Here is a 26,430-nt window from a genome sequence, read left to right on the forward strand (position 1 = left end):
ACGTCTATGCGTGCAGCTTGAACAGTCGGTCAATGGGGGTGCTGACGGCCTTACGGGCGCGAACAACAGCTTCTTCGTCGGGTGCGTCGTAGAAGCAGAGGCACTTTGCAGTGTCTTCGCGAACGTAGGTGCGCAGGAAGGAAACCTCGGGTACTTCAGCGTACTTGGGCGCGTTTGCCTTCTTGCGGGTCAGGTACTGTTCCATAGTAATCTCTGCGGGGATGTCCCACTCAACCAGGTAGTCTGCATCCTTCTTGAGCTTCTTGATGTCTTCGAGCTCTGCGCCGACCAGGCGGACTGCGTCGGGGCCTGCGACGGTTGCGCGCTCACCGATGGCTGCGGCGAGGTCGGGGCCGAATGCGGTGTTCTCAGCTTCGACGATGACGAAGACGATCTTGTGGTCTGCGGAGACCTGGGTTTCGATGAGCTCGGCGCCGTGGCTCAGGGATGAGTTAATGGTCTCGATGAGTGCGGTTGCTTCGTCCTTGGACGGCTGGGCGGGGGTCAGTTCTACCAGGTAAAGTGCCATGATGTTCTCCTCGGCTAAGGGTTGAAGGATCGTCCCGGAAGGGGTCTTCCGGTTCGTTATGGAATCACCTTAGACCTGTGGTTGAGGACTGTCTAATAGATTTCGGTTCGTGGCTTAATGCGTCCTTATTTGACTCTAATGTTCGTCATGCGTGTTCATGCGGAGACATAAATCGTCACAGTTTCGTGCCTTGGAACGCGCCTACAGCTGTAGAATTTTCGCGCGGGTTATCGTGCCCAATGGCGCATCTATCCGCGCCGTCCCGCTCGTGCCGCAAAATCGTCAAGGGCGCGGTTGAGAGCGGGGACAGTCCACACTTTTTGCCCCTGAATTTTGACGCGTTCTTCACGCAAAATCTGTAACTCCACCATGCGGTTGAGAAGGCGATACGCACTAGCTCGGAACCCCTGCGTGTGTTCCTCCACCATGCGTGCGGTGAAGTCGGGCTCGGTACAGCACAGGTCGGTGAGGGAACGCAGGAGAGGGGTTTTAGGCTGGGCAATGGACAGTACCTCACCGCGTAGGGTTTCAACGTCTTGCGCTAGGATTTCTGCGTTGATAATTGCCTTCTGTGTGGCGTCGATGAAGAGCTCGATGATGGGCCCGGCATCGCCTGAACGGTAGTCGGTGAGCGCCTGAATGTACCCTTTGGTATCGTGCAACACACTTTGATTTTCATATTAAGGCGCCTAATAAGAAAATCAGCGCGGAATGTCTCATTAAGGAAAACGTCCCGAACGCCCCTAAACCCGCCCTCCTGAACCTCCCCCAAACATTCCTAGGCTCCGGGTACCGGTGTATATGCTGGGGCATGTACCCCGGCGTGTACAGTAGGGGCCCCGAACCCTTGGTAATTCAAGGATTCGGGGCCCTATGCCTATAAACGCTCACGCTGCCCGAAGCAGTGAGTTGGCGGTGTAGGCAAGCAACCGTGTGGCTACTTCACGCCGCGCATCATCTTCTGAACCGGCTTGTGCACCAGGAACAGCAGCACACCGGTCGCGATGGTGATAATACCCATCCACGTGAAGTAGGGAACCTCAGTTTCCATGCTGTAGAACTGAGCCAGCCAACCCGACAGCACGGTGCCCATTGCCACGGAGGTATAGTACAGCGCCATCATGTTCACGCGGTGCGCCTTCGGTGCGAGCTTGGTCGCCAGCGAAATACCCACCGGGGAAATAATCAGCTCAGCGATGGTGCAGACGAATAGAATCAGTACAATCCAGCCGACGTTCACGCTCTGAACGCCCGCCTGAGCGAGGAAGATCCAGAACGCCAGGCCAATAATAATTAGCGCTGCGGAGAATTTCACGGTGGTCACCGGCTGACGTTCACCCCACTTGGTCCACAGGGTGGAGAACATCATGCCGAAGATAATGATGAAGATCGGGTTGATGGAGTTGACCAGGTTCGGGCTCAGCTCCATGCCCAGAATGTTCCAGTTAAGACGCTCATCCGAGTACACAGCCATCACGGTGAACTGCTGTTGGTACAGTGCCCAGAACACAGAGTTAGCAATCCACAGGGGAATGAATGCGGTGACGCGGGAACGCTCATCAGAGGTGACGTCCTTAGCGCTCAGCAGTTGAGCAAACAGGGCGATAGCGCCGATGAAGATGAAGCCCATGACCCAGTTCTTGAGGTTGCCTGCGGTCATCAGGCCGGTTGCCAGCAGAATACCGAGAACGACCATGATACCGACCAGTGCCAGGAAGAAGTTACGCTTCTGAGCGCTGGTGAAGGGGGTGGCAATCTCGTGCACGGAGGCGGGCAGGTTCTTGCGGGTCAGTGAGTACTGAATCAGGCCTGCAGCCATACCGATAGCAGCCAGGCCAAAGCCGAGGTGGAAACCGCCGGTGGTCCAGCCCCAACCGGTCAGGATTGGGCCGATCAGTGCACCGGTGTTCACACCGATGTAGAAGATGGTGAAGCCTGCGTCGCGGCGGTGGTCGTTGTCCGCGTAGAGGGAGCCGACCAGCACGGCGGCGTTACTCTTCAAACCGCCGGAGCCGATAGCGACCAGCAGCAGACCAATCACCACACCCGGAATTCCGGGGATGAGGGAGAGGGAGATGTGACCCGCCATGATGCCGATGGCGGAATAGAAGAGGGTACGCTCGGGGCCGAGGAGACGGTCACCGAGGATGCCGCCAAGAATTGTCATGAGGTACACGACTGCGCCGTACGCGCCGATAACGCCGGTGGCGAGGGCCTGGTCGAGGCCCAGGCCACCCTTGTCGGCGGTGTAGTACAGGTAGTAGATCATGATGCCCTGCATGCCGTAGAAGGAGAAGCGCTCCCACATTTCTACGGTGAACAGGTTTGCGAGCATGCGTGGGTGGCCGAAGAAGGTCTTGGTTTCCTTGGGTTCGGCACCTGTGGTGGTGTGAGACATGTTGGAAATCTTTTCTCTGAAAGCCCAGGGTTCTGTGTGACCCGGGCAATATGTGTTTAATTCTATATCCTTATAGGTGCATACGTATGCACCACGTCCGAATCTCACGCCCCCACATACCGGGCTAGATGCATCACGCACCCCCAAAGCGCTAGAGTGGAACCACAACTATGCCCACCCGGCACCCCGCCGTGCCGACCGGCTCATCCTAGTTCAATTCAAAGGAGAACCCCATGACCGCTGTACCCCAGGTTGACCCCCGCGACGTTCCCGCAGGCGCAACCATCATCGACGTGCGTGAAGACTACGAATGGGAGGGGGGCCATGCGACCGGCGCTAAGCATATCACCCTCGGTACCCTCACCGAGCGTCTAGCAGAACTGCCCGCACCCGGCGAAGACTTCTACGTTATCTGCCACGGTGGTGGCCGTTCGAACCGTGCGGCAACCTTCCTGCGCGAACACGGCTACGCCGCACACAACATTGCAGGCGGCACCAGTGCGTGGTTCGCTGCCGGCCTGCCGATGACCAGTGAAAACGGTGAAGCACCCGCAGTCGTTCACTAAACCGCTAGTTCGCCTGCACGCCATACAATGGAGTCCGTGACTGAAAATTCCGCGGACCGTATTTTTTCTACCCCGAACGCTCCCGCTTCTGCGTCCCCGCATGCCCTGCCGAGTATTCTGCAGAGCACCCCGTGGGATGCGCAGACGCGGGAGCTTGCCGTGCGCCCGCTGCCTTTCGCGGTGAACTGCGAGGAGGCATACCCGCTGCTGACCGGTGGCGCCGAGTATTCCTTCTGGCTGGATTCGGCGCGCGAGGAGTCGCCCATGTCGGTCGCCTCGTATGTGGGTGTGATCCCGGCGCAACTGTCGCCCCTGCGCGTGGATTCGGCGCGTGCGGCGGCTGAGTCTGGCGGGGAAGACCCCTTCGCCCAGCTGGAGGCGGCGCTCGCCTGCGCCCCGCGTGTGCACCCGGATACCGCGGCGGCAACCGGCCTGCCCGCGGGTTTGCGTGGCGGTTACGTGGGCTATTTCGGCTATGAGGCGCGTGCCGCTATGGGCATGGAGCACGACCACCCGGTGCCCGGCTACCTGCCGGCGCATGAGGCGCCGACCCCGGATTCTCTGTGGTTGCCAGCGGTCCGCTACCTGGTGCATGAGCATGCCCGCCCGGGGGCTGCGGCGCGTAGCTGGCTGGTGGGCGATGAGTTGTGGTGTGAGGCGGCGGAGCGGTTGCTGAGCGAGGTGCTGACTCCGGTACTGAGCGCGGCGCTGAATACGGCGGGGGAGCGCGCCTCCGAAAATACTCCTGACAACGCCCCTGATAGTGCCCCTGAGCTCGCCGAGCTGCTGCTCTTCCCGGCACCCGCCGCAGAAGCCTACATGGACGCCGTTCGCGCTAGTCAGCACGAAATCTACGAGGGTAACAGCTACGAGGTGTGCCTGACCGCGCAGACGAATGCGCGCATCCAGAATCCGAGCCCGGAGCTTTTCTTTGAGCTGTACCGCCGCCAGCGCGCCCACAATTCGGCGCCGTATGCGGCGTATCTGCGGTGCGGTGATTTTTCGGTGCTTTCTTCTTCGCCGGAGCGTTTTTTGAGCGTGGATGAGCAGCGTAACGCCCAGACGAAACCGATTAAGGGCACGATTGCTCGTGGCGCCACTCCGGAGGAAGACGAGGCTGCTGCAGCTTGGTTGCGTACCGATGAGAAGACCCGCGCCGAGAACCTCATGATTGTGGATTTACTGCGTAATGACCTGTCCACGGTATCTGACCCGGCGTCCATGCGCGTACCGGTGCTCATGGGTGTGGAGAGCTATTCGACGGTGCATCAGCTGGTGTCTACGGTCAGCTCGCGTCTGCGTGAGGGTGTGAGCACGGTGGCTGCCGCGCAGGCGTGCTTCCCGGGTGGTTCGATGACGGGTGCCCCGAAGCCCTCGACCATGCAGATTATTGAGGGTTTGGAGAGTCGCGCTCGCGGCGTGTATTCGGGTGCTCTGGGTTTTGTGTCGGTGGATGGTTCGGCGAACCTGTCGATTGTGATTCGCACGCTCGTGGCGCACGATGACGGCGCAGTGACTCTTGCCGCCGGTGGCGCTATCGTAGCTGATTCCGACCCGACCGCCGAGTATGAGGAGATGCTGACGAAGTTGCGTGCTGCGTTGCCGCCGTCGGTGGGTCGCGTGGTGGAATAACCTAGCGCTGGAATAGTGCAGGGAATAGCCTGCGCCGCCTGCACGTGAGCCGCTACACTTGAACTATGACTAAGCTTTCTGAAAACCTCCCCATTGAAGAAGCCCGTGAACGCCTGCGCCAGCTGATTATGGAGCTGGCTGTGGTGCGCGGGCACGTGGTCCTCGCCTCCGGTAAGGAAGCCGACTACTACGTTGACCTGCGCCGCATCACCCTGCACCACGAGGCTTCTCGCCTGGTCGGTCAGGTCATGCTGGACCTGCTGGATAAGAACGGCATCGAGTTTGAGGCTGCTGGCGGTCTGACCATGGGTGCTGACCCGGTGGGTACCGCGATTATGCGTGCCGCTGGCGATCAGGACCGTGCGATTGACGCGTTTGTGGTGCGTAAGGCTCAGAAGTCTTACGGCATGGGCCGTCAGGTGGAGGGCCCGAGCGTTGAGGGTCGCCGCGTGGTTGCTGTTGAGGACACCTCCACCACCGGTGGTTCTGCGCTGACTGCTGTTGAGGCGCTGCGTAAGGCTGGCGCTGAGGTTGTGGCAGTTGCTGTGATTGTTGACCGTGCGACCGGCGCTAAGGAGCATGTGGAAGAGGTTGCGGGCGTTCCGTGCCTGTACGCGTACTCGAAGGATGAACTGGGCCTGGACTAGTCTCTGCTGACTTGGACTAGGACCTTGTGAATTTTTAAGACGTTCCCGTTGCGGCGGGTGAACCCGTGCCGCTGGCTGCTGTGTGTGGCTGGTGGTGCGGGTTTTTGTCTGTAAGATGGCTCTGTGGGCGCCGGAGTGGCGCTGGTTGTTGGCGTGAAGGTGGTTGTGATGGTTGAGAATCGTGAGGCGGCTGAGGCTGTGCCTGCGGAGGCGGCTGAAGCTGAGGCTGTTGAGGGTACCGAGCAGGGTACTGCCCGTTTTGAGGTGGGTGTGGGCCCGTGGGAGGGCCCGTGGCCTGAGGGCGACCACTGGGATGAGGAGCTGCTGCGTGAGGGCGACCGCCGTAACGTGGTGGATAAGTACCGTTACTGGTCGATGGACGCGATTATTGCTGACCTGGATACGCGCCGCCATGATTTTCATGTGGCGATTGAGAATTGGCAGCATGATTTGAATATTGGCACGGTGGTGCGTACTGCGAATGCGATGTTGGCGAAGGAGGTCCATATTATTGGGCGTCGCCGCTGGAATCGTCGTGGTGCGATGGTGACGGACCGTTATCAGCATGTGCGTCATCATCCGACGATTGAGGATTTTGTGGCGTGGGCGCAGGCTGAGGGTCTGGAGATTATTGGTATTGATATTTTTCCGGATTCGGTGCTCCTGGAGACGTATGATCTGCCGAAGAGGTGTGTGCTGGTTTTTGGTCAGGAGGGCCCGGGCTTGTCGGAGGAGCTGCATGCGGCGGCTAGGGATACTCTGTCGATTGAGCAGTTTGGGTCGACGCGTTCGATGAATGCGGCGACGGCTGCGGGTATTGCGATGCATGCGTGGGTTCGCCGCCATGTGTTTGGCCAGATTCCGTCGTAGTTCGGTGGCTGTTTATGAGGTGTTTAAAGGTTCCGATGCGTTGTGTGCGCGTTGGAACCTTTTCTGTTGGGGGGGGGGGTTTATTGGGGATTGGGTGATTTTTTGTTTGGGTGGGGTGTTGAGTTTTTCACATGAATGTGGATACCCACGGGGTTTGATGCATTGTTTGTGGTGGGGTTGTATGATGTTATCTGGATTTTTTGTCTTGTAAATGTAGTAAATAATATTTAAATATATCTAAAGTGGGTAAATCACATATTATTACATAAGTGATTTAAATCACTAAATAAATAGTCTAGGTGTGCTAGTGTTAATTCAAGTCACAGGGAATATGAGAATCGCACTCTCAAATTCGGTTTGGGACATGCGATGGATTTCCTGACTTCGGCTCGCTAATGATTGCGGGTTGTGGATATGAATGACCGCGACGTCATTCCCCTGAAAGGAGTCGGTAACAATGAAGAAATCTGCTGCTCTGTTCGCCTGCTTTGCTTTAGCTTTAAGTTCCTGCGCCGCTGCGCCTAAAGATACTAGCCTCAAAGCCCAGCTGGATTTTGAAAATAACTATATTACTCTTCCGCTCGACGAATACGATATGAGTGACCAGGCCGAAGATATAACATATAGGGCGTATTTGTTGATTCTTCAAGAGTGCTATGCGAAAAAAGGATACGATTTTGAAATTCTAGAAAATGGCTTGGTTTCTGGCAACGCCTCCCAGTACGGCTCCTGGAACGTGAAGCATGCGGCGAATCATTTTACGTCCATCCAAGTCAGAGATGAGCAGGAAAGGATTTATAAGAGCATCCCTGAAGACGTCAGGGCCAGCTGCCGCGAAGAGCATCGGGAAGAACTGGATATGCTCTATTTTGATGTGGCTGATGAGGAAAAGTACCGCCCCGTCGAGCGTATCCGTGGCGAAGCGTACCAACGCGCGCAGGCTGACCCTGAATGGAAGAAAGCCCGCTCAGATTGGTGGGACTGCCAGCGTCAGGAAGGGTTGACGCCTCGCACCGGGGACGGTGAATGGACGAGCAAAGAAACGGCCAATCTGAATGCTGATGATCCCAAAGTGTTGGAGGAGGTTATCCGCCTGGCAACCATTGAAGCTCAATGTAGTGAGAAGGTGAGGTTAGCTCAGCGTTTGGGTGATCTTGAGGCGTCCTATCAGGGTCCTTTGATTGAGAAGAATCAGACGCTGCTGAATGAGTTGAAGGCTGAACGTGATGCGAAGATAGCGAAGGCGCGTGAAATTATTGCCACCCGCCAGTAGCCGCAGCCACCTGAAAGGCAGAACGGGCGAACCAGCCGCGGATAGCCTCCAAGAAAATCCGTGCATACGAAAATTTCACAAGAAGGAGCCGGGGAGTGTCACCACTCCCCGGCCCTCACTTTATTCACTCTCAACCTCGCAGCCTACGCCGACGCACCTACAGGCTCGCCAGCTCAAGGCCACTCAGCGTCAGGTTACTGAGCCCTTTAGCCCACCGGAACGTTAACGTTCACCAGCGAGTACAGATCCTTCGGATCATCCGGGCTAGCAACCAGGTCAATGAACTGCTGCAGGTCGGTGTCCTGCGTAGCCGCACGAGCATAACGCAGACCCGAGAAGTCAGCAATCGCGAAGCCCACCGAATCAAACAGGGTAATCTGCTCATCCGACACGCGGCCGGGCTCCTCACCGGTCAGAACCTTCCAGAACTCCACCACGGGGAAGTCCGGGTCCTTCTGCTGAATCTCGCCCTCAATGCGGGTCTGCGGCGGGAACTCAACGAACACGGTGGAGCGGTCCAGAATTTCGCTTTCCAGCTCAGTCTTGCCGGGGCAGTCGCCACCAATAGCGTTCAGGTGCACGCCGGGCTTTACCTGGCGGTCCAGCAGAACCTTCGCCTGCTGCTTATCTGCGGTGCAGGTGGTGATGATGTCGGCATCCTGAACAGCCTCGTCCACGTCCTTAGCCAGGTGGATGCGGAAGCCCAGCGGCTCCAGGTTACGGCGGAACTTCTCCATCGCGTGCGGATCAACGTCATAGACGGATAGGTCCTCAATGCCGAGCACCGCGCGCATACCCAGCGCCTGGAACTCAGACTGGGAGCCGGTACCAATCATCGCCATCTTCTTCGAATCCTTGCGTGCCAGGTGCTTAGCAACCATGGCGGACACGCCAGCGGTACGCAGCGCGGTCAGCAGGGTCATCTCAGCCAGGAACACGGGGTAGCCGTTGTCCACGTCAGCGAGCAGACCGAACGCGGTCACGGTCTGGAAGCCGCGTGCCGGGTTGGACGGGTGGCCGTTCACGTACTTGAAGGAGTAGGTGATGTTGTCGGAGGTGGGCATCAGCTCAATCACGCCGAAGGGGGTGTGGGAGGCGACGCGCGGGATCTTGTCGAAACTCTGCCACTTCTTGAAGTCTTCTTCGAGGAAGTCGACCATGCCGGCAATGATGTTGCCTACGCCGTCCTTCTGAATCCACTTCGCCATCGAGGCGACGTCAACAAATTCCACCGCGTGTGCGTTAGGACGTTCAGTCATGATTTTCTCCTTTGAATATCTGCACAAAATTTCTTTGTGCATCTGATGGTCACTGCGGATATCTATTATCTCAAAATATATTGCAGGACACACCGTATTAGAAATGCTGTAGATATGTACTTTGCTTTATGTATTACACGGATGTAATACGGAAGCGAACACGAAAAGACGTACGGGGAGGGGGTTCTAGAGTCTAGAGCTCCTAGACTAGGGCTAGGGTCTAGAACCCCTCATTCGCCTTCGCCGGGATATTACCGGGATTACAGGCAACCGGTCGGGTTAGCTGCCCTTCGGGTTGTCCTCGTCCTCAAACTCACCCAGGTTAATGTGGGTACGAGGCTCTGAAACGAGCTTCTTCACCACGGGGCGGGCAGCAATCACAGGCACGGAACCGGTGTAGCCTTCACGGATGCGAGCAATCTCGTTGACGCGGTCACGAACCGTGTACCAGCCGATAATCAGCAGCGGGATAACCAGCAGCAGCGATGCCAGGGTGTAGGTGCCCACCGGGTAATCCAGAGCCATCAGCACCAGCACAACAGCCAGGAAGCCCATCACAGCCCAGTCGCTGAAACGACCGCCGGGTGCACGGTAGTTGGGGCGCTTGTACTTGCCCTCGCCGACCAGCTTCAGGTATTTCTGGTGGGACATTGCGATAGCCGCCCAGCTAGCCATGGTGCCCACAGATGCGATGTTCAGCACGACCTCGAACGCCTGCTCGGGAACGAAGAAGTTCAGCACAACACCGAAGAGGCCCACCACACCGGTCAGCAGAATACCTGCCACCGGAACGCCGGAGCGGGACACCTTGGTGGCGAACTTCGGTGCCGAACCGGCAACACCCATCGAGTGGAGGATACGGCCGGTGGAGTACAGGCCAGCGTTCAGTGAGGAAGCAGCCGCGGTAATCACGACCAGCTGCATAATCGGTGCGGTGCCTTGAATGCCGATAGCGTCGAAGAAGGTCACGAACGGCGACTCTGCGTCCTTGTATGCGGTGTAGGGCATGAGCAGGCAGAGCAGAACCACGGAACCAACGTAGAAAATCGCAATACGCCAGATCACGGTGTTGATAGCACGGGGGATAACCTTCTCAACGTTCTTGGTTTCACCACTGGTGGTGCCGACCAGCTCAATACCGGCGTAGGCGAACACAACACCCTGAACCACGATAAGAGCGGGAAGAATGCCGTTGGGGAAGAAGCCGTCATTGGCTGCAATAAGGCTCAAGCCGGGGGTGACGCCGTTGATGGGTTCACCGAAGACCAGGTACCAGATACCTACCGCCATGAAGGACAGCAGGGCAAGAATCTTAATGAGCGCGAACCAGAATTCCAGCTCACCGAAGAGCTTCACGGAGATGAGGTTCAGGGCCACGGTGACGATAACGACGATGAATGCGCTAAGCCACTGGGGAATGTCTGCGAAGAACTGGTTGTATCGACCGAACCAGCTGATGTAGATGGCGATAGCGGTGGCGTCTGCAACGGCGGTCATTGCCCAGTTCAGCCAGTAAAGCCACCCGGATACGAATGCGGCCTTTTCGCCGTAGAATTCGCGGGTGTAGGAGACGAAGGAGCCCGAGGAGGGGCGGTGAAGAATCAGCTCGCCGAGGGCTCGAAGAATCAGGTAGCCGAAGAAACCGATGACGGCGTAGATGACGGCGAGCATGGGGCCTGCGTCCTGCAGGCGGCTACCGGTGCCCAGGAACAGGCCGGTACCAATTGCGGAACCGATGGCAATCATCTGGAGCTGACGTGCGCCAAGCCCCTTGTGGAAGCCTTCCTGTTCGTGTGCAAACGGGTCGTCTGTGGGGGGCTTAGTGTATTGATCCGCTGCAGAAGTCTGCGGATTCTTGTTCGGTGAGGTGCTCATGCTATACCTCCTTGAATAGTTACATCTGGAGCACGTGCTACATGAAATGTGGTTGGGAACACGCCTGTGAGTTGTAATGACTATAGCACGACAATTTGGTTAAATATAATCCGCGTCACGTAACAATTTATATACATATAATGCATATCTTATGAATATATTTGGTTCATGTTGTATTGTGTGGTTTTCATTGTTTTGTGAAATAGATTAATTGAACTCTGAGTTTAAAAAATCAATTCCCCCACCAGTGCACAGCACAAGAGCACCCACAACGGGGTGCTCCAGCAACCTATTCAGAATGGGGAGTTAGCCCTCTAGCAGGCGGTCAATCTTCGCCCGCAACGCACGCTCACGACGATTCAACCACCACCAGCTCGGCCAACGCATCAATGACTTACGACCCACCTGCACGACCGAGGGGAGCTTCGCCTCCGCAAGCGCCACATCAATCTCGTGGTCGCTCGCACCCTCATCACGCATTTTCTCTATTAACTCAAGGGATTTCGCCATATCGCCATGCCCCAAAACATGACGACTCTTACGTTCCAGAACCTCATCCAACAGGGCGCGCACCGGGGCAATAGCCGCCGCATTCGGGTGCTCACGCTCAGCACGACGCTGAGCCTGGCGGGCACGCTTCTCACGCTTCGCGTCGAGCTGTTTCGGATTATTTTTAGCGCTCGCCTTGATCATGGGAGGATCCTTTCGCTGCGTCCGGGTGATGTGTATGCTGACCTGCGCACAGAATACATCAAGTCATTAACACCTCTACTTTACCGCGGTATTTCGCGGAAATTTCGCTGCAGTAAACCCAAAAAAACCCACAAAAAATTAACGATAAATAAGTCGTATCTTGGTAAAATAGTATGAGTAGGAGGCGTCTCGCGCGCCAACAAAATATGGTGAACCGGCCCAATATCGGTAACCGGTCGCATCTATCCAAGGAGTCAGCATATGGCTATTGCAACCCCAGAAGTTTACGCAGAAATGCTGCAGACCGCGAAGGAAAAGGGCTTCGCGTACCCCGCAGTGAACGTGACCTCCTCCCAGACCCTGAACGCTGCTATCCGCGGCTTCGCAGAGGCTGGCTCGGACGGCATCATCCAGGCATCCACCGGTGGTGCAGCATACTGGTCCGGCGCTTCCAAGAAGGACATGGTCGTTGGCTCCCTGGCCTTCGCAGCATACGCACGCGAGGTTGCTAAGCAGTACGACGTGAACATTGCACTGCACACCGACCACTGCCCCAAGGACAAGCTGGAAGGCTTCGTTCTGCCCCTGCTGGCAGAATCCGAGAAGGCTGTTGCTCGCGGTGAAGACCCCATCTTCAACTCCCACATGTGGGACGGCTCCGCAATCGACCTGGATGAGAACCTGAAGATTGCTGCTGAGCTGATTGAGCGTACCTCCAAGGCAAAGCTCGTTCTCGAGGTTGAGATTGGTGCCGTTGGCGGCGAGGAAGACGGCGTTGAAGGCGCTATCGACGACTCCCTGTACACCACCGTTGCAGACGCAATCAAGACCGTTGAGGCAATCGGCCTGGGCGAGAAGGGTACCTACATGGCTGCTCTGACCTTCGGTAACGTTCACGGTGTGTACAAGCCCGGTAACGTTCACCTGCGCCCCGAGCTGCTCAAGGAAATCCAGACCGAGGTAGGCGCTAAGTACGGCAAGGGCGACAAGCCCTTCTACCTGGTCTTCCACGGTGGCTCCGGCTCCACCGAGCAGGAGATTGCAGACGCAGTGTCCTACGGTGTTATCAAGATGAACATTGACACCGACACCCAGTACGCGTTCACCCGCCCAGTTGCTGGCCACATGTTCAGCAACTACGACGGTGTGCTGAAGGTTGACGGCGAGGTCGGCAACAAGAAGACCTACGACCCCCGCGTTTGGGGCGCAGCTGCAGAGGCAGGTATGGCCGCACGCGTGGTCGAGGCTTGCCAGCAGCTCGGTTCCGTCGGTACCTCCATCAAGTAAGGTACTGTTCGCCCGCCGCAACCTCCGTAGGTGTTGCCGGGTGCGAACCTAAGCTTCTTTAAGCGAAAACGGTGCCCGCTTCCTCATGACGAGGAGGCGGGCACCGTTCTTTTAAATTTCAGGTGAGAGTCAGCCGGGGCAGGGACTCGCGTTAGTTCCTGTGCTGGGTCTCAACAGGGCTCTTAGTTGGGTAGGGGTGGGGTTTACTTGCCGCAGCCGCAACCACCGCAGCCGCAGCCGCCGGACTTCACAGCCACCGAACCAGAGGTGGGAATACCGTCGCCGGTGTCGCCGCCCATGAGGTTCACACGGTTGCCAATCTCGGGGCCGCCAATCGGCTGGGGTGCCTTACCCGCCAGGGTCGCCGCGAAACCTGCAGGCTCCGCCAGAGGGCTCAGGTTCGGGATCATTGACGCCGCCGGGGAGCCGGAGGGGCCGCACGCAGCCGCTGCCGCATTAGCCTTCGGCTGAGCAACCAGGTGAGCGCGGGAGAAGCGCTTAATCTGCTCGGCGGTCGGGTACGCGAAGGACACCTTCACCTCACCGTTGACGAGCATGAGCGGCAGAACCTCGCGGCCGTTCATCTCAATCTGCTCGGCGACCGGTGCGCACTCTTCAAATGCTGAAGGGTAGGAGTCGGTGGAGTACACCTCAATGTCCACGCCCGAATCCAGCGCCTCCTGCGCGGCACCCAGGAAGATGGAACGCTCCATATCCTGCGGATCCTCCGGGTTCTCGCCGGGGCCCGGAATAAATACTTCAAGAACGGTCTCAGCCGCTTCAGTCATCAGTTCAGCCTTTTCTCTCTTATGGGCACCGACTCGGGGGAGGGTGCCACTCCTTCACTAAGTGTACTCGCGACCTCAAGAGTGTAGAAGTGTGAGTTGAAGTTCCAGATTTGCGGAATATTTGCAGAATTCGAGTCGAATGACTCTCAGCTCATGAGCTGCAGGTTCAGGTGTTGTATTCTGAGTGCATATGCACCGGAGTGTGCGAACCCTGCAATATCCAGACAGGCGCCGCCCGATGCGACACTATAAGGCAACGACGCCCGCATCCGACGCGGACGCATCAGCGCTACAAATACACGCTATTCATAGCGCCACACGACCAGAAGGAGCATATATGTTTGGTTTCGGTAAGAAGAAGAAGGAAGCTGCCGCACAGGAAGCATCGTCCGCAGACGTCTACGTCGCACCTGCTACCGGTGAGTACCTGCCGCTGAGCGAAGTTTCCGACCCCGTTTTCTCTCAGGGCGTTATGGGCGATGGCTACGCAGTGAACCCCACTGCAGGCACCATCGTCGCACCCGTTGCAGGCACCATTGCACTGATTCAGGACACCCTGCACGCATTTATGCTCCGCACCGAAAACGGCGGCGAGGTACTGGTCCACATCGGTATCGACACCGTTGAGCTCGGCGGCGACGGCTTCACCAAGCTTGCTAACGTAGGTGACAAGGTTGAGGCAGGCGCCCCCATCATCGAGGTCGACTGGGCAGCTATCGAGGGTCGCATCCCCTCTAAGGAAACCATGGTGATGATCACCAACACCGCAAAGTTCAACATCTCCAAGGACTCTGAGTCCCGTCGCCCCGTCGCAGCCGGTGAACGCGTTGCTCAGGCATCCAAGAAGTAAGCTGAACCAGCGAAAATAGCTCAGCTTCAACAGCGGCGAAAACCCGCGAAAATACTCAACGCAAAAGGTCGCGTCCTGCAGGCTCAATCGGGCTACAGGCGCGGCCTTTTCCGTTATACGAGAAATTTTTTAACGCCGCATGAAATACCGCTATTAAAAACAGCGGAAAAGGAGGAACACATTCACCCGTATGGCACAGTGGGTAAGAATGAGGTGCATGTAATACCCTATTTGCCTGTGAGCGCAGTGAATCACCGATAAAAATCTTTATCCTACATGGAGTTGCAGCTTGAGTTGAGGGAATCCGGACCCTCAACTCATAAACGAAAAAGAACCACTACAGTGACTGCATTCCCGAAGATCTCCAAGAATCTGCTGAGCCGTCGCGGCTTCATCGGTGCCTCCGCCCTGGCACCCGCTGCCCTCATGTTCCAGGCAGGCGAAGCCCGCGCCGTAGCCAGCACCCGCGCACAGTTCGCGGCAGTACACAGCGGCTCCCGCGCACATCAGCTGCTCTACAAGACCGATGAATTTTTCATCGCCCACCGCGGTGACGGCAACATCAGCCCCGAGCACACTGCCTTCGCTTACGCAGAGTCCGTACGCCGCGGCGCCCTCGCCGTCGAAATTTTCGTACGCACCACCAGCGACGGCCAGTTCGTCTGCATGCACAACACTAACATCAAGCACACCACCGGTGCGTCCATGGACGTGCGCGGCCACACCCTCGCCAAACTGCGCCAGCACAAGGTCAACATGCGCAAGAACCTGGGTGAAAAGACTGACCTGTACGACATCCCCACCCTCGAAATACCATGAAGCTGCGCCAGAAGGTCACCACCGGCCAGGTAGTGAACTGCAAGGTGGAGAGAGCGGGCGAGGGTGCGTAGGGACGCGGGGATGTGTATGTGGGCGGGGAAGACTCGCAGGGTAGGGGAGCGCGCGGGACTAGAATTAAAAGCGTCAGAGTCGACCGCACCGGCCGCCCCAACCCGAAAGGCACGCCATGACCACCTCACCTGAAAGCTCCGCCGAGAATCCCGCCGCAAAGACCGCTGCGAAATCCGCCTCGCTGCGAGGCCGCACCGAACCGCACATGCAAAGCATCAACATGCCGCAGCGTGAACCTATCGACCCCTACGAGCGACCCTCCTACCCCTTCTTCTACGTGCCCACCGATCTGCTCATCGGCGGCAGTTGGGTCACCGGCGACAACGGCTCCTTCCCCGTACACAACCCCTCCTGCGGCCAAATCCTCGCGCACGTCGCCGACGCCAGCGTCGAACAGGGTATCGAAGCACTCGACGCCGCCTGCGACGCCCGCACCTCATGGGCGGCAACCAGCGTCCGCGAACGCGCCGACATCCTCAACCACGCCTACACGCTCATGACGCAACGCACCGAAGTCATCGCCCGGCTCATGACCCTCGAAATGGGTAAGCCCCTCGACCAGTCCCGCGGCGAAGTCGCCTACGCGGCAAACTACCTGCGTTGGTACGCCGAAGAAGCCGCCCGCAACTTCGGCCGCACCGCCGTCGCCCCCGAATCCGGGCTGCAAATCACCACCGTACGCCGCCCCGTCGGCCCCTGCCTACTGATTACCCCCTGGAACTTCCCGCTCGCCATGGCGGCACGCAAGGTCGCCCCGGCGCTCGCGGCGGGCTGCACCGCGGTGCTCAAGCCCGCCTCCCTGACTCCGCTCAGCTCCCTGTACTTCGCGTCCCTGATGCGTGAGGCGGGCCTGCCGGACGGCGTGCTGAACGTGGTGACTACCTCCCGTACCGGTGAGGTTGTCTCCGCGCTGATGGCTGATGAGCGCCTGCGGAAGGTCTCGTTCACCGGCTCCACCGCGGTGGGCCGGACCCTGCTCGCGCAGGCCTCGCAGAACGTTCTGCGCACCTCTATGGAACTGGGCGGCAACGCACCGTTCATCGTCTTTGAGGACGCGGATATCCCCGCCGCCGTGGAGGGCGCCTACGCGGCGAAGATGAGGAACATGGGCGAGGCATGCACCGCCGCTAACCGATTCATTGTGCACGAGGACATTGCTGAAGAGTTCACGGCCGCCTTCGTAGAGCGTATGGAGGCAACCGTCGTGGGTGACGGAACCGTCGATGGAACCGACTGTGGACCGTTAATTCAACCTTCAGCGGTTGAATCCATACTTTTTATGGTCGAAGACGCCCTGGGCAAGGGCGCGCTCCTCGCCTGCGGCGGGTATATTCCCGAGCTTGAGGAGAACGTTCCGAGCGATACCGGCGGCATGCCCAAGAACCTGAACAAGGGCAACTTTGTGACCCCCACCGTGCTGACCGGCGTGACCGATTCGATGCGCGTGTGGCGTGAAGAGATTTTCGGGCCCGTAGCCCCGATTGCCACGTTCAGCGGCTACGGTGAGGAGGGTGAACGCACCGCCCTGAAGCTCGCCAACGACACCGAGTACGGCCTGGCGGCGTACGTGTACACGAGCAACCACCCGCGCTTTACGCGCATGGCGGCTGGTCTGGAGTTCGGCCTAATCGGTTACAACTCCGGCGTTATCTCGAACGCGGTAGCCCCCTTCGGCGGCGTGAAGCAGTCCGGCATGGGTCGCGAGGGTGGCCCCGAGGGTTTGGAGGAGTACACCGAGCTGCAGTACATCGGCGCGCCGAACCCGTTCGCCGGATAAGCCTGTTTGCCGGATAAGCCTGTCCACCGGGTACACCTGTTTGCCGGGTACGGCGAGATGCCAGCTACAGTGAACTTTGAATACAGCGAAGCCCCCGATGGGTACCCGAGAAGGTGCCCGCCGGGGCTTTACGCTGTCTACATCATGCGCGGGTGCTAGAACTGGCTCTGCCTAGAGCTGGGGCAGGGGTTATAGCTGGCACAGGGTTTATATCTGGTGCAGGGGGTTAGAGCTGATGCAGTGCGAGCAGCTCGCGACTGAAAGCATCTGCGGGACCCTTGCCGCACGAGTTGGGGCGCGGCTCGAGGGTGACTCGCTCGAAGAAGGCGACCCAGGTGCGTCCGTCGGTGTGGTAGGTGAGTGCCGCCTCCATGGTGGGGTTTTCGGCGGTATCTGCCGGGGGCTCAATGCCCGCCTCGAGGAGTGTACTCAGTGCCTCCGCTACCGATGTTTCACGTGAAACCAAACCTCCAGAGGTTACTTCTTCGCCCTTTTTCTCCAATTCGAGGCGTACGGCGACCTCCGCCGCCTGCTCCACCGGGGTATCCGTGCTGCGGCCTCGCAGACCGTGCAGTGACGGAATGGAACGACCCGCCAGCGATAGGTACGCCGCCAGTGCCGAAGGCTCCGAGAGGCGACCGTAGGTGTAGCCGGTGGGCAGCATAATGCCAACCGGGGCAAAGCGGTGACCGCCCGTATGCGAGCACTCCCAGACCGCATTACCCGGCAGGATATCCGCCAGGTGCGCCGCAATGGGGCGACCGCGCAGGGCACAGCAGCGGTCACGCTTGGAGTGGGTGCACACGAGAATAGCGGGGGAATCCATGAGCTCCGCACCGGTCGCCTGAATCAACTCCTTCGGGTTGCCCAGGGGTAGTTCGAGGAGCTGTTCGGGGGTGCTCACGCTGAACGAGTAGAGCTTCTCCTCGCCCGGGGTGCAGAGCGCGTAGAGCACCCGGTGGGTCGGGTTGCCGGATGCATCCGGCGCACCGTGCAGTACGCGCCCCGCCCTGCCCGTCTGACGGATGAGTAGGAACTTCAGCCCCGCCTGTGAGACTGCCTCGCCCAATGCCGTCGAAAGCTTCTCACCGAGGGCGGATCCGTCCAGTACGTCGCGGCCCCACTGGCCCACGTGTTCGAGTGCCAGCCAGGCGGTGGCGCGTCCGGCGGTTCCACCGAGCGCCTCGTCGTCATAGAGGGAGCAGGAGTCTGTCGGGATGCTCGTGGCGCGGGTGCGTGAAGAGAGCTCATCGGCGTGTGCGGCGCGCAGGTTGTTCAGCTCGGCGGGGTTGGTGGTGCGCGGCTCGGGGGTTGCGGGGGTGCAGGATTCAGTCATGATTTCTCGATTCTACGCCTGCGGGATGTGAATAACCTATGTTGCCCCTGCACGGTCTAAATGCTGAAAGACAACCGCTCAAGGGTGATTTTTGGGGACTATTGGGCGGTCAACTACTCAGGAAGGAGCGCCGCACCGCAACGGTGGAGGCATAAGCGCTACGGGTTAGACCGCCGGTGCAACGTAAGAAGGGTGTGTGCCGTGTTCACTGAACACGGCACACACCCTTTCGGCATGCCGACTATTACCGGCTGTTATGCGCTGTTACTGGTTGTCGAGCACGTACTGCTTGAACTGCTCGTCCCGGCGCTTGAATTCTTTGAGCTCATTCTCCAGGGCAGCCTGGTTCTTGGCGATGAGCGGCTTCTGGTACTGCGCCTCCAGATCGTAGAGTTTCTGCGAACGGCCTACATCCTGATTGCACTGTGCCTGGATGGTAGCGATTCGAATTTCTTCTTCGGAGGGGGTGGTGCTCTGAGGAATGTTCTTTTCTTCCTTGACGGTCATCTCACTATCGGGGGTGAGGCCCTTGTCTTTGACGCATCGCTTCCATTCGTCGTCGAGGGATTTTTTGAGCTGTCGATCCCCTGCGGCGTCTCGGGCATCGGTCTCCAAACGTCTATACGTGGCGGAGCCGAATGGTATCTCTCCAATTTGCTTCATCTCATCGATGGCGCGCTGATAACATTCGGTCCTGACATCCTTCCCGGGGTCGGAGGAGGGCGCAGGGGAGGACAGATCCAGCGTATTCGATTCATTGGGCTCGTGGAGGCCGTATTTTTGGGCGCGCTCAACATTCCAGAATCCGTAGGTCCTGCCGTAGTTCCTGCCGGCCCCCTCGGTGCGGACAAACATCTCGTAGTGCTGCCCGTGTTCGGCAAAACACTTTTTGCGTGCCAGCTCAAGGGCCTTGGTGAAGTATTCGTCCTTACCGGTGGTGTCGTATGCATCCAGGGGTAGGATCACCTGGTCATTTTCTACGTCGAAGATTGCTCGGGCGCTTTCGTCCTTCTCCAACGGAGGGCCAAAAGAGCACGAGGAGAGCGTGAGGCCCAGCAGGATTGCGGCGGTAGCTCGCGCCAAGTTACGCCTTGCGCCGGTAGGCTCTGTATTGTGGGTAGGCGTTGCACTGCCGGTAGACCTCGTGAGGTGGCTAGACATGGTGTATCTCCAATCTGTTACGGGGAGCCTGTGGCGTCGCGGCCACACCCCCCTGTAGACCACGCGAACTAGGTGGTCTTGAGAACACTTCTTGAGAAGGTGACTTAACAATACCCCCTAGTGGGGCGGGTTTGCGCTCAATAGGCTGGTGCGTGCAGTAGAAAATTTTCTGCCGCATGGCGGTTCGTCACGGCTCAGCCCGGCGAAACCATGCTCGCCAATGCCGGCAAAAATACGGCGGAATCACGGCGAAAACAGTGCAAGCGCAGGACGGGTAGGCGGGTGTACCTGATTTGGTGCCCCGCCCGCCTCGCGCCACAATGAACACATGACCGCAGAAGACACCACTGCACTAACCAGTGCCAGGCTCGACCTCTGGCTCTGGTCAGTGCGCATCTTAAAACCCGCTCCCTCGCCGCCGACGAATGCAAAGGCGGCCACGTGCGCGTCAACGACGCCCCCGCCAAGCCCTCCCAAAAACTCAAAAAAGGCGACATCGTCAAGGTTCGCTACCCCGGCTGGGAACGCGTCTTCAAAGTCGAAAAACTCCTCGTCAAACGCGTAGGCGCACCCATCGCCGTCACCTGCTACGAAGACCTCTCCGGCCCGCGCCCCGCCTACCTCTCCATGCCGCCGGTCGCCAAACGCGAACGAGGCAGCGGCCGCCCCACCAAGAAGGAACGCCGCGCCCTCGACGAACTGCGCGGCCGAGGGGCCTAAAGCGCATCTCACACACCTATCTCGCAGAGTGCACCTTGCCCCACGCGCAGGCACTCGCCGCGGCGGCAGGGAGTAGCCTAGAAGGATGAGCACACAGAAGCACCCGAATACCGAACCCGCTGTGAACACCGCCGAGCCTTCGCTGAACCGGCGCATCCTCGCCCTCGCCGTACCCGCCTTCGGCGCGCTCATAGCCGAACCCATCTTCGTACTCACTGACTCCGCACTCATTGGCCAACTCGGTAAGGCGGAACTCGCCGGCATGAGTATTGCCGCCACGCTCGTCACCACGGTTGTGGGCCTCATGAACTTCCTCGCCTACTCCGTCACGCCCGCCGTGGCGCGCGCCTTCGGCGAGAAGAACCTGCGCCGCGCCTGGCAGATCGGCGTGGACGGCGTGTGGGTCGCCTTCGGCCTCGGCATGCTCCTCATGATCGCCGGATACGCCTTCGCAGACCCGCTGCTGCGCGGCCTCGGCGCGACCGACGAAACCATCAGCTACGCCCTCGACTACCTGCACCACTCACTCTGGGGCATCCCGCCGATGATGATTATCCTCGCGCAGGTCGGCACGCTCCGCGGGCTGCAAGACACCGTCACCCCGCTCAAAGTCGCTACGGTTGGCACGCTCGTGAACATTGCGCTGAACTGGCTGCTCATCTACCCGGTCGGCTGGGGCGTTGCCGGTTCGGCGACCGGTACCTCCCTCACCCAGTGGGGCATGGCTGCCGCCCTCGGCATGGTCATGATGCGCGGCACCCACGAGCACGCCGTCCGCTGGGCACCCGACCTTGCCGGCATGCGCTCGGTGCTCTCGCTCGGCTCCTGGCTCATGCTGCGCACCCTGTCCATGCGCATCGCCTCCCTGCTGACCGTGTTCGTCGTGGCGCGATTCGGCACCGAACACACCGCCGCCTACCAGCTCGGCATGGGTGTATTTAACCTCTTCCTCTACGCCCTGGACTCCCTCGCCATCGCCGCCCAGGCGCTACTCGGCAAGGAACTCGGCGAACGTGACCTGGCTGTGGAATCCGAGCGCGTGAAGGTGCGCCAGCTGAAAAACCGGCTGCTGCGTATGAGCCTCATCTACGGTGTTATCACCGGCCTGATCTGCCCGCTCATCGGCTTCTTCGGCTCCTGGATTTTCACGCAGGACGCGCAGGTGGCGTTCCTTTTCACCATCGCCACCGTCATCATCGCCCTCGGCCAGCCCATCGCCGCGTACGTGTTCACCCTGGACGGCATCCTCATGGGCGCGCAGGACGTGAAATACCTGGCAATCGGCTGCTTCATCATGCTCGTCATGTACGTGCCCGTTATGCTCGGCCTGCACTGGGCTGTCGGCGCCGGTGCCATGGATGCGCTCGCCGGGTATTGCGGCCTGTGGGCGGCGTATATTCTGTACTTCCAGGGAATCCGCGCGGTCATTTTCGGCCGCCGCGCCCGCTCGGATGTGTGGATGAAAGCCGGTGCCTAAACCCTTCGAACCTGACTGCTTCGGAACATACGTGCTCTGGGCGTAATGGCTCACAATTAGACCGCCCGCCCCCTCCGCAGGTGTAGCATGACAGGGTATTGAAACCCTCATGTAAAGGATGAAACCGTGACCGTAACCCGCGAAGAAGCCCTCGAAATTTTCGCCCGCCGCCGCGCAACCCGCGCCTACGATCCCGACCGCCGCGTCAGCGACGAAGACTTCGCCGCAATCCTCGAATTTGCGCGCCTGTCGCCCAGCTCCGTCGGCACCGAACCGTGGAAGTTCCTGGTCATCCAGGACCCCGAACTGCGTGAAAAGCTCAAGCCGATTGCCTGGGGCATGGCGGGCGCCCTTGACGACGCTAGCCACCTGGTCGTACTGCTGGCGAAGAAGGGTCTGCGCTACGACACCCCGTGGATGCGCCGCACCCTCGAAGGCCGTAACCTCACCGAGGAGCAGATGGAGGCCGCACTCGAACGCTACGGCAACTTCCAGAAGAACGACATGAAGGTCCTGGAAAGCGACCGCGCGCTCTTCGACTGGGCATCCAAGCAGACCTACATTGCCCTGGGCAACATGATGACCGGCGCCGCAATGCTCGGCATCGACTCCTGCCCCATTGAGGGTATGAACTACGAAGCAGTGAACGAGCTGCTCGCTTCTGCAGGCCTGTTTGACCCGGAGGAGTACGGCCTGTCCGTGGCTGTGACCTTTGGTTATCGTGCCCACGAGATTGCCCCGAAGAGCCGCCGCTCCATCGAGGACCTGGTGACCTGGGCCTAAGGTACTGCCCGGGTTTTAGGCGAGGTTTTCTTGCCGGGTTTTTGAGCTCGGGCTTTCGGGAGGGGCGTTTGAGCTAGGTGTTCACGCCTGGTGTTCAAGCCGCCGCCCGTGAAAACTAAATATAAAGAAATGCACCGCCTTTACACGGGCGGTGCATTTCTTTATATCTTTTACCGTGCAAAAAGCACGGTGAGATGCGTTTTTGAATTTTTCGTTTGAAATCGCGCGGGGCAATTCATTCTGTATAACGGCAGGGCGCTACTTCCTAAACGCCGTCAGACGCATAGAATTCAGCACCACAAATACCGAACTAAACGCCATTGCCGCAGCCGCAATCATCGGGTTCAGCAGACCCGCCACAGCGACCGGAATAGCCGCCGAATTGTAGGCGAACGCCCAGAACAGGTTCGACTTAATGGTGCGCAGCGTAGCGCGGGAGAGACGTAGCGCCGTCACCACCGAAGCAACATCCGAACGGGTCAGCACAATATCGGCTGCCTCCGCGGCAACGTCCGTGCCCGAACCCATCGCAATGCCCAGCTCAGCAAGAGCCAGCGCCGGGGCATCATTCACGCCGTCGCCGACCATCGCTACGCGGTGACCGGCAGCCTGCAACTTCTCAATCACCTGCGACTTACCCTCCGGGGTCACGCCGGCGTACACGTTCTCAGCCGAAATGCCGACCTTCGAGGCGACCGCCTGCGCAACCTGCGGGGCGTCACCGGTGAGCAGGATCGGCTCCAGGCCGAGCTCACGCAGCTGCGCCATGGTTTCTGCCGCCTCCGGCTTGGGAGTGTCGGCAACCGAAATCATGCCGACCGGCTGCAGAGCGGAGGTGCTGCTCGGGGTATCATTCGGGGCCTCGCCGCGGGCGACAACCACCGTCGTCAGACCCGCCCGGCGAGCCTGATCCAGCAGGGCCAACTGAGCCTCGCTCAGCTGCGCACCCGCTGCCTGCAGGTACTCGGGAGTACCCACCACAACCAGCTGGGAGGTGCCATACTCGGCGCCTTCACCCGCGCCGCTCAGCACGCCGCGCACGCCTCCGGGAACACCCTCAAAGCCGCTCACACTCGGCGCCGAAGCACCCTCCGCCAGCACGCCCTGCTCACGGGCAAAACCGGCAATCGCGCGAGCAATCGGGTGCTCACTCAGCGCCTCCACGGCGGCGGCATCACGCAGAACAGACAGGGAACGCTCGTTCTTGGAACCGGTAGAATCCGACGAAATACCGGACAAGTCACCCACCGACTCATAGTCACCAAAGGTGCCGTAGAACGCCACAGACATCTCTCCGGTCGTCACCGTACCGGTCTTATCCAGCACCACGCGATCAACCGTGCTCGTCGCCTCCAACACCTGCGCATTACGAATCAAAATGCCCAACTGCCAGCCGCGACCCGTACCCGCCAGCAGCGCCGTCGGAGTAGCCAAACCCAAAGCGCACGGGCACGCCACCACCAGTACCGTCACTGCCGCATTAAACGCCGCCGCACCGTCACCAGAAACCAGCCACCAACCGACCAGTGTCAGCGCCGAAATCACCAAAACCACCGGCACAAACACCGCAGAAACACGATCTGCCAAGCGAGCAATCGGAGCCTTCGTCTCCTGCGCGCTCGCCACCAGCTCACCCATCTTCGCCAGAGTCGTCTCAGCGCCCACGCGGGTCGCACGCACCGTCAACGAACCAGACGTATTCACCGTCGCACCCGTGACCGCATCACCCGGATGCACCTCAACCGGCACAGACTCACCCGTCAACAGGGACGCATCCACCGCCGACGAACCCTCAACCACCACACCATCCGTGGCGATCTTCTCACCCGGGCGCACCAAGAACAGGTCATCCGGCATGAGGTCCTCCACCGGAACCTGCACCTGCTTCGTCACGCCCTGCTTATCGGTGCGCAGCAGAGTCGCCTCCTTCGCACCCATACTCAGCAGGGTGCGCAGCGCCTCCGAAGAACGATCGCGAGTACGGTGCTCAATCGCGCGACCAATCAGCAGAAACAGCGTCACCATGGACGCCGAATCAAAATACAGCGGCGCATGGTTGCCGGTAAACATCGACCAGAAACTACCGTCTGCATGATGCACATGCGCCGTCAACTCCGGGTTCATGAGCAGCTGCGCCAGCGAATAGAAATACGCCAACACCACACCGAGAGATACCAGTGTATCCATCGTGGACGAGCCATGACGCGCATTAATAAGCGCCGCACGGTGGAACGGCGCAGCACACCAAAATGCAACCGGCGCCGTCAGAACCGCCACAACCCAACCCCAATTCGGGAACTGGAACGACGGGAACATCGAAATCAAGAAAATCGGCACACCCAAAATCGCCGCATAAATAATGCGGTCAGTGAAGCCGCCATTCATGCTCGGAGTGCTGTGATGGTTGCCGCCGCCGGATGCGCTCGCGTTCGTTCCAGCGCCCGCGCGCGGCCCGTTCTTAAGGTGCGCCGCGTAGCCGGCATTGTTGATGGTCTCAACGATCTGTTCGTCGCTCACGCCCTCAGGTACGATGACGCGCGCCGACTCCAGCGGCAGGTTCACCGCCGGGTCAACGCCGGGGATTTTGCGGAGCTTACGCTCCACACGACCCACACAGGATGCGCAGGTCATACCCTGAATATCCACGTGAATGATTCGGGTGGACTCCGTTGATTTTACGGTTGTTCCGGCAGGATTAAAAAGAGAGCGCTCACTCTGTGATGAGGGTTCACGGGTGGTTGGTGAAGGCTGTGTAGAAGACACAATACTTCCTTAAACTTAAAAAAGGGGGGTAGAAGAAGGTGCACGAAGCCGGGGGAGGGGCCTCGAAGGACCCCGTCCCGGATAGTGTATGGTGTAGTGTTTAGGGTGCAGTACTGAGGGTGTCGCGCGAGGGCGAAAGCTGCGGGTAAAACAGCGAGGCTGTAAACGCGGCGGCGGGAGTAATGCTGTGGTGGCTTAGTGGTCGCCGGGCAGCCCATCCGGCCTGCTCGTATGCGGGCGAATACCGGTCACCTTCGCGCCACGATCAGACACACCGTAGGCACGTTTCACGGCAGCCCGCGGGAACGGTGAAGCGTTCGCCTTCTCGCGCGCTTTCACGCCCTGCTCGTGCTCGGCGGAACGTTTATTCGCGCTCGTGCCGCTACGTCGTGCGGCGCCGGGCGCATCCTCACGCGCCGTATATTCGGGGCTCTGCTTCACCCACGAATCGACCAGCGCCGCATCCAGATTCATCTGCCTGGCCACGCGGGTGATCGCGTCGCGCAGGTGCATGTTTTCGGTGCCGACAAGGGTGCGGACCGCGCCAACAACCATCGCAATGTACTGCGGAGGGTAAGCCATGATGACTCCTAATCGAGCCGGTTGCCGCGCTAGACGGTAGGGGTGTAGCCAGCCTCCACGATAGCGTCTGCAACAGCCTGAGTGTCGAGGGTGCCCTCGTGCTCAATGGTCACGGTGGAGATGCCGTCCTTGACGACGTCCACGGTCACGCCGGTCACGCCGGGAACTTCGCTGACCTCTTCGCTGACGCTCATAGCGCAGTGGTTGCAGGTCAGGCCGGTTGCCTTAACGGTGGTGGTGCTCATGATGATTTCCTTTCGGTAATGGGTTAAA

23 protein-coding genes and 1 pseudogene are annotated in these 26,430 nt (G+C 59.3%); 12 read left to right on the forward strand and 12 right to left on the reverse strand.

Features of this window, described 5'->3' with window-relative positions; all coding sequences use genetic code 11:
• Positions 1-4 precede the first annotated feature (4 nt).
• The 3 genes from QFX07_RS00350 to QFX07_RS00360 form a co-directional block, all read right to left on the reverse strand.
• Complete coding sequence (locus QFX07_RS00350) at positions 5-529, reverse strand: DUF4242 domain-containing protein (RefSeq protein WP_279754438.1); 525 nt, start codon at positions 527-529, stop codon at positions 5-7.
• 248 nt (positions 530-777) lie between these two features.
• A complete protein-coding gene (locus QFX07_RS00355) occupies positions 778-1,194 on the reverse strand; it encodes a hypothetical protein (RefSeq protein ID WP_279754439.1) in 417 nt (138 codons plus the stop codon).
• A gap of 272 nt (positions 1,195-1,466) precedes the next feature.
• Complete coding sequence (locus tag QFX07_RS00360) at positions 1,467-2,927, reverse strand: peptide MFS transporter (protein WP_279741897.1); 1,461 nt, start codon at positions 2,925-2,927, stop codon at positions 1,467-1,469.
• Between the two features lie 233 nt (positions 2,928-3,160).
• Between QFX07_RS00360 and QFX07_RS00365 the strand changes: the two genes are divergently transcribed.
• The 5 genes from QFX07_RS00365 (at position 3,161) to QFX07_RS00385 (ending at position 7,915) form a co-directional block, all read left to right on the forward strand.
• Entirely contained in the window at positions 3,161-3,493 is a 333-nt protein-coding gene (locus QFX07_RS00365) for a rhodanese-like domain-containing protein (protein ID WP_279754440.1), read from the forward strand.
• A gap of 27 nt (positions 3,494-3,520) precedes the next feature.
• Complete coding sequence (locus tag QFX07_RS00370; protein ID WP_279754441.1) at positions 3,521-5,125, forward strand: anthranilate synthase component I family protein; 1,605 nt, start codon at positions 3,521-3,523, stop codon at positions 5,123-5,125.
• A gap of 65 nt (positions 5,126-5,190) precedes the next feature.
• On the forward strand, positions 5,191-5,772 hold the full coding sequence (gene pyrE, locus QFX07_RS00375; RefSeq protein ID WP_005504234.1) for an orotate phosphoribosyltransferase: 582 nt from the start codon (positions 5,191-5,193) through the stop codon (positions 5,770-5,772).
• 168 nt (positions 5,773-5,940) lie between these two features.
• Positions 5,941-6,642 carry an RNA methyltransferase gene (locus QFX07_RS00380; RefSeq protein WP_280926436.1) on the forward strand — a complete coding sequence of 234 codons (702 nt, stop codon included), beginning with the start codon at positions 5,941-5,943 and terminating at the stop codon, positions 6,640-6,642.
• A gap of 457 nt (positions 6,643-7,099) precedes the next feature.
• Positions 7,100-7,915 carry a hypothetical protein gene (locus tag QFX07_RS00385; protein WP_279754443.1) on the forward strand — a complete coding sequence of 272 codons (816 nt, stop codon included), beginning with the start codon at positions 7,100-7,102 and terminating at the stop codon, positions 7,913-7,915.
• 206 nt (positions 7,916-8,121) lie between these two features.
• Here QFX07_RS00385 and QFX07_RS00390 read toward each other — a convergent pair whose 3' ends face one another.
• The 3 genes from QFX07_RS00390 to QFX07_RS00400 form a co-directional block, all read right to left on the reverse strand.
• Complete coding sequence (locus QFX07_RS00390) at positions 8,122-9,174, reverse strand: ornithine cyclodeaminase (protein ID WP_279754444.1); 1,053 nt, start codon at positions 9,172-9,174, stop codon at positions 8,122-8,124.
• Between the two features lie 279 nt (positions 9,175-9,453).
• Complete coding sequence (locus QFX07_RS00395; RefSeq protein ID WP_279754445.1) at positions 9,454-11,049, reverse strand: amino acid permease; 1,596 nt, start codon at positions 11,047-11,049, stop codon at positions 9,454-9,456.
• Positions 11,050-11,355: 306 nt separating this feature from the next.
• Positions 11,356-11,742 (reverse strand): cobalamin ABC transporter ATPase, encoded by a 387-nt coding sequence (locus QFX07_RS00400; protein WP_279741890.1) that lies wholly within the window; start codon positions 11,740-11,742, stop codon positions 11,356-11,358.
• A 261-nt stretch (positions 11,743-12,003) separates the two neighbouring features.
• Here QFX07_RS00400 and fbaA point away from each other — a divergent pair, with 261 nt between their 5' ends.
• Complete coding sequence (gene fbaA, locus QFX07_RS00405) at positions 12,004-13,029, forward strand: class II fructose-bisphosphate aldolase (protein WP_012902702.1); 1,026 nt, start codon at positions 12,004-12,006, stop codon at positions 13,027-13,029.
• 203 nt (positions 13,030-13,232) lie between these two features.
• Here fbaA and QFX07_RS00410 read toward each other — a convergent pair whose 3' ends face one another.
• Positions 13,233-13,817: an arsenic metallochaperone ArsD family protein gene (locus tag QFX07_RS00410; protein WP_279754446.1), complete on the reverse strand. Its 585-nt coding sequence runs from the start codon at positions 13,815-13,817 to the stop codon at positions 13,233-13,235.
• Positions 13,818-14,154: 337 nt separating this feature from the next.
• Here QFX07_RS00410 and QFX07_RS00415 point away from each other — a divergent pair, with 337 nt between their 5' ends.
• The 3 genes from QFX07_RS00415 to QFX07_RS00425 all read left to right on the forward strand — a co-directional run bounded on the left by QFX07_RS00415 (position 14,155) and on the right by QFX07_RS00425 (position 17,335).
• A complete protein-coding gene (locus QFX07_RS00415; protein ID WP_279741888.1) occupies positions 14,155-14,667 on the forward strand; it encodes a PTS sugar transporter subunit IIA in 513 nt (170 codons plus the stop codon).
• 342 nt (positions 14,668-15,009) lie between these two features.
• On the forward strand, positions 15,010-15,486 hold the full coding sequence (locus tag QFX07_RS00420; RefSeq protein ID WP_279754448.1) for a glycerophosphodiester phosphodiesterase family protein: 477 nt from the start codon (positions 15,010-15,012) through the stop codon (positions 15,484-15,486).
• Between the two features lie 187 nt (positions 15,487-15,673).
• Positions 15,674-17,335 carry an NAD-dependent succinate-semialdehyde dehydrogenase gene (locus QFX07_RS00425; RefSeq protein ID WP_279754449.1) on the forward strand — a complete coding sequence of 554 codons (1,662 nt, stop codon included), beginning with the start codon at positions 15,674-15,676 and terminating at the stop codon, positions 17,333-17,335.
• Between the two features lie 226 nt (positions 17,336-17,561).
• Here QFX07_RS00425 and QFX07_RS00430 read toward each other — a convergent pair whose 3' ends face one another.
• Together QFX07_RS00430 and QFX07_RS00435 are read right to left on the reverse strand one after the other, a co-directional pair.
• Positions 17,562-18,671 (reverse strand): sucrase ferredoxin, encoded by a 1,110-nt coding sequence (locus QFX07_RS00430; protein ID WP_279754450.1) that lies wholly within the window; start codon positions 18,669-18,671, stop codon positions 17,562-17,564.
• Between the two features lie 264 nt (positions 18,672-18,935).
• A complete protein-coding gene (locus QFX07_RS00435; RefSeq protein ID WP_279754452.1) occupies positions 18,936-19,754 on the reverse strand; it encodes a UDP pyrophosphate synthase in 819 nt (272 codons plus the stop codon).
• Between the two features lie 406 nt (positions 19,755-20,160).
• Between QFX07_RS00435 and QFX07_RS00440 the strand changes: the two are divergent.
• The 3 genes and pseudogenes from QFX07_RS00440 (at position 20,161) to QFX07_RS00450 (ending at position 22,812) form a co-directional block, all read left to right on the forward strand.
• Positions 20,161-20,552: pseudogene (locus QFX07_RS00440) on the forward strand (RNA-binding S4 domain-containing protein).
• An 85-nt stretch (positions 20,553-20,637) separates the two neighbouring features.
• A complete protein-coding gene (locus QFX07_RS00445) occupies positions 20,638-22,029 on the forward strand; it encodes an MATE family efflux transporter (protein ID WP_279754456.1) in 1,392 nt (463 codons plus the stop codon).
• A gap of 126 nt (positions 22,030-22,155) precedes the next feature.
• Positions 22,156-22,812: an NAD(P)H-dependent oxidoreductase gene (locus QFX07_RS00450; protein WP_279754458.1), complete on the forward strand. Its 657-nt coding sequence runs from the start codon at positions 22,156-22,158 to the stop codon at positions 22,810-22,812.
• Between the two features lie 258 nt (positions 22,813-23,070).
• Here QFX07_RS00450 and QFX07_RS00455 read toward each other — a convergent pair whose 3' ends face one another.
• The 3 genes from QFX07_RS00455 to QFX07_RS00465 form a co-directional block, all read right to left on the reverse strand.
• A complete protein-coding gene (locus tag QFX07_RS00455) occupies positions 23,071-25,578 on the reverse strand; it encodes a heavy metal translocating P-type ATPase (RefSeq protein ID WP_279754564.1) in 2,508 nt (835 codons plus the stop codon).
• Between the two features lie 192 nt (positions 25,579-25,770).
• Positions 25,771-26,157 carry a hypothetical protein gene (locus QFX07_RS00460; RefSeq protein WP_005504270.1) on the reverse strand — a complete coding sequence of 129 codons (387 nt, stop codon included), beginning with the start codon at positions 26,155-26,157 and terminating at the stop codon, positions 25,771-25,773.
• Between the two features lie 29 nt (positions 26,158-26,186).
• Complete coding sequence (locus QFX07_RS00465; protein WP_279754460.1) at positions 26,187-26,402, reverse strand: heavy-metal-associated domain-containing protein; 216 nt, start codon at positions 26,400-26,402, stop codon at positions 26,187-26,189.
• Between the last annotated feature and the right edge of the window lie 28 nt (positions 26,403-26,430).

The organism is Rothia similimucilaginosa, assembly GCF_029850985.2.
Taxonomy (GTDB): Bacteria; Actinomycetota; Actinomycetes; order Actinomycetales; family Micrococcaceae; genus Rothia.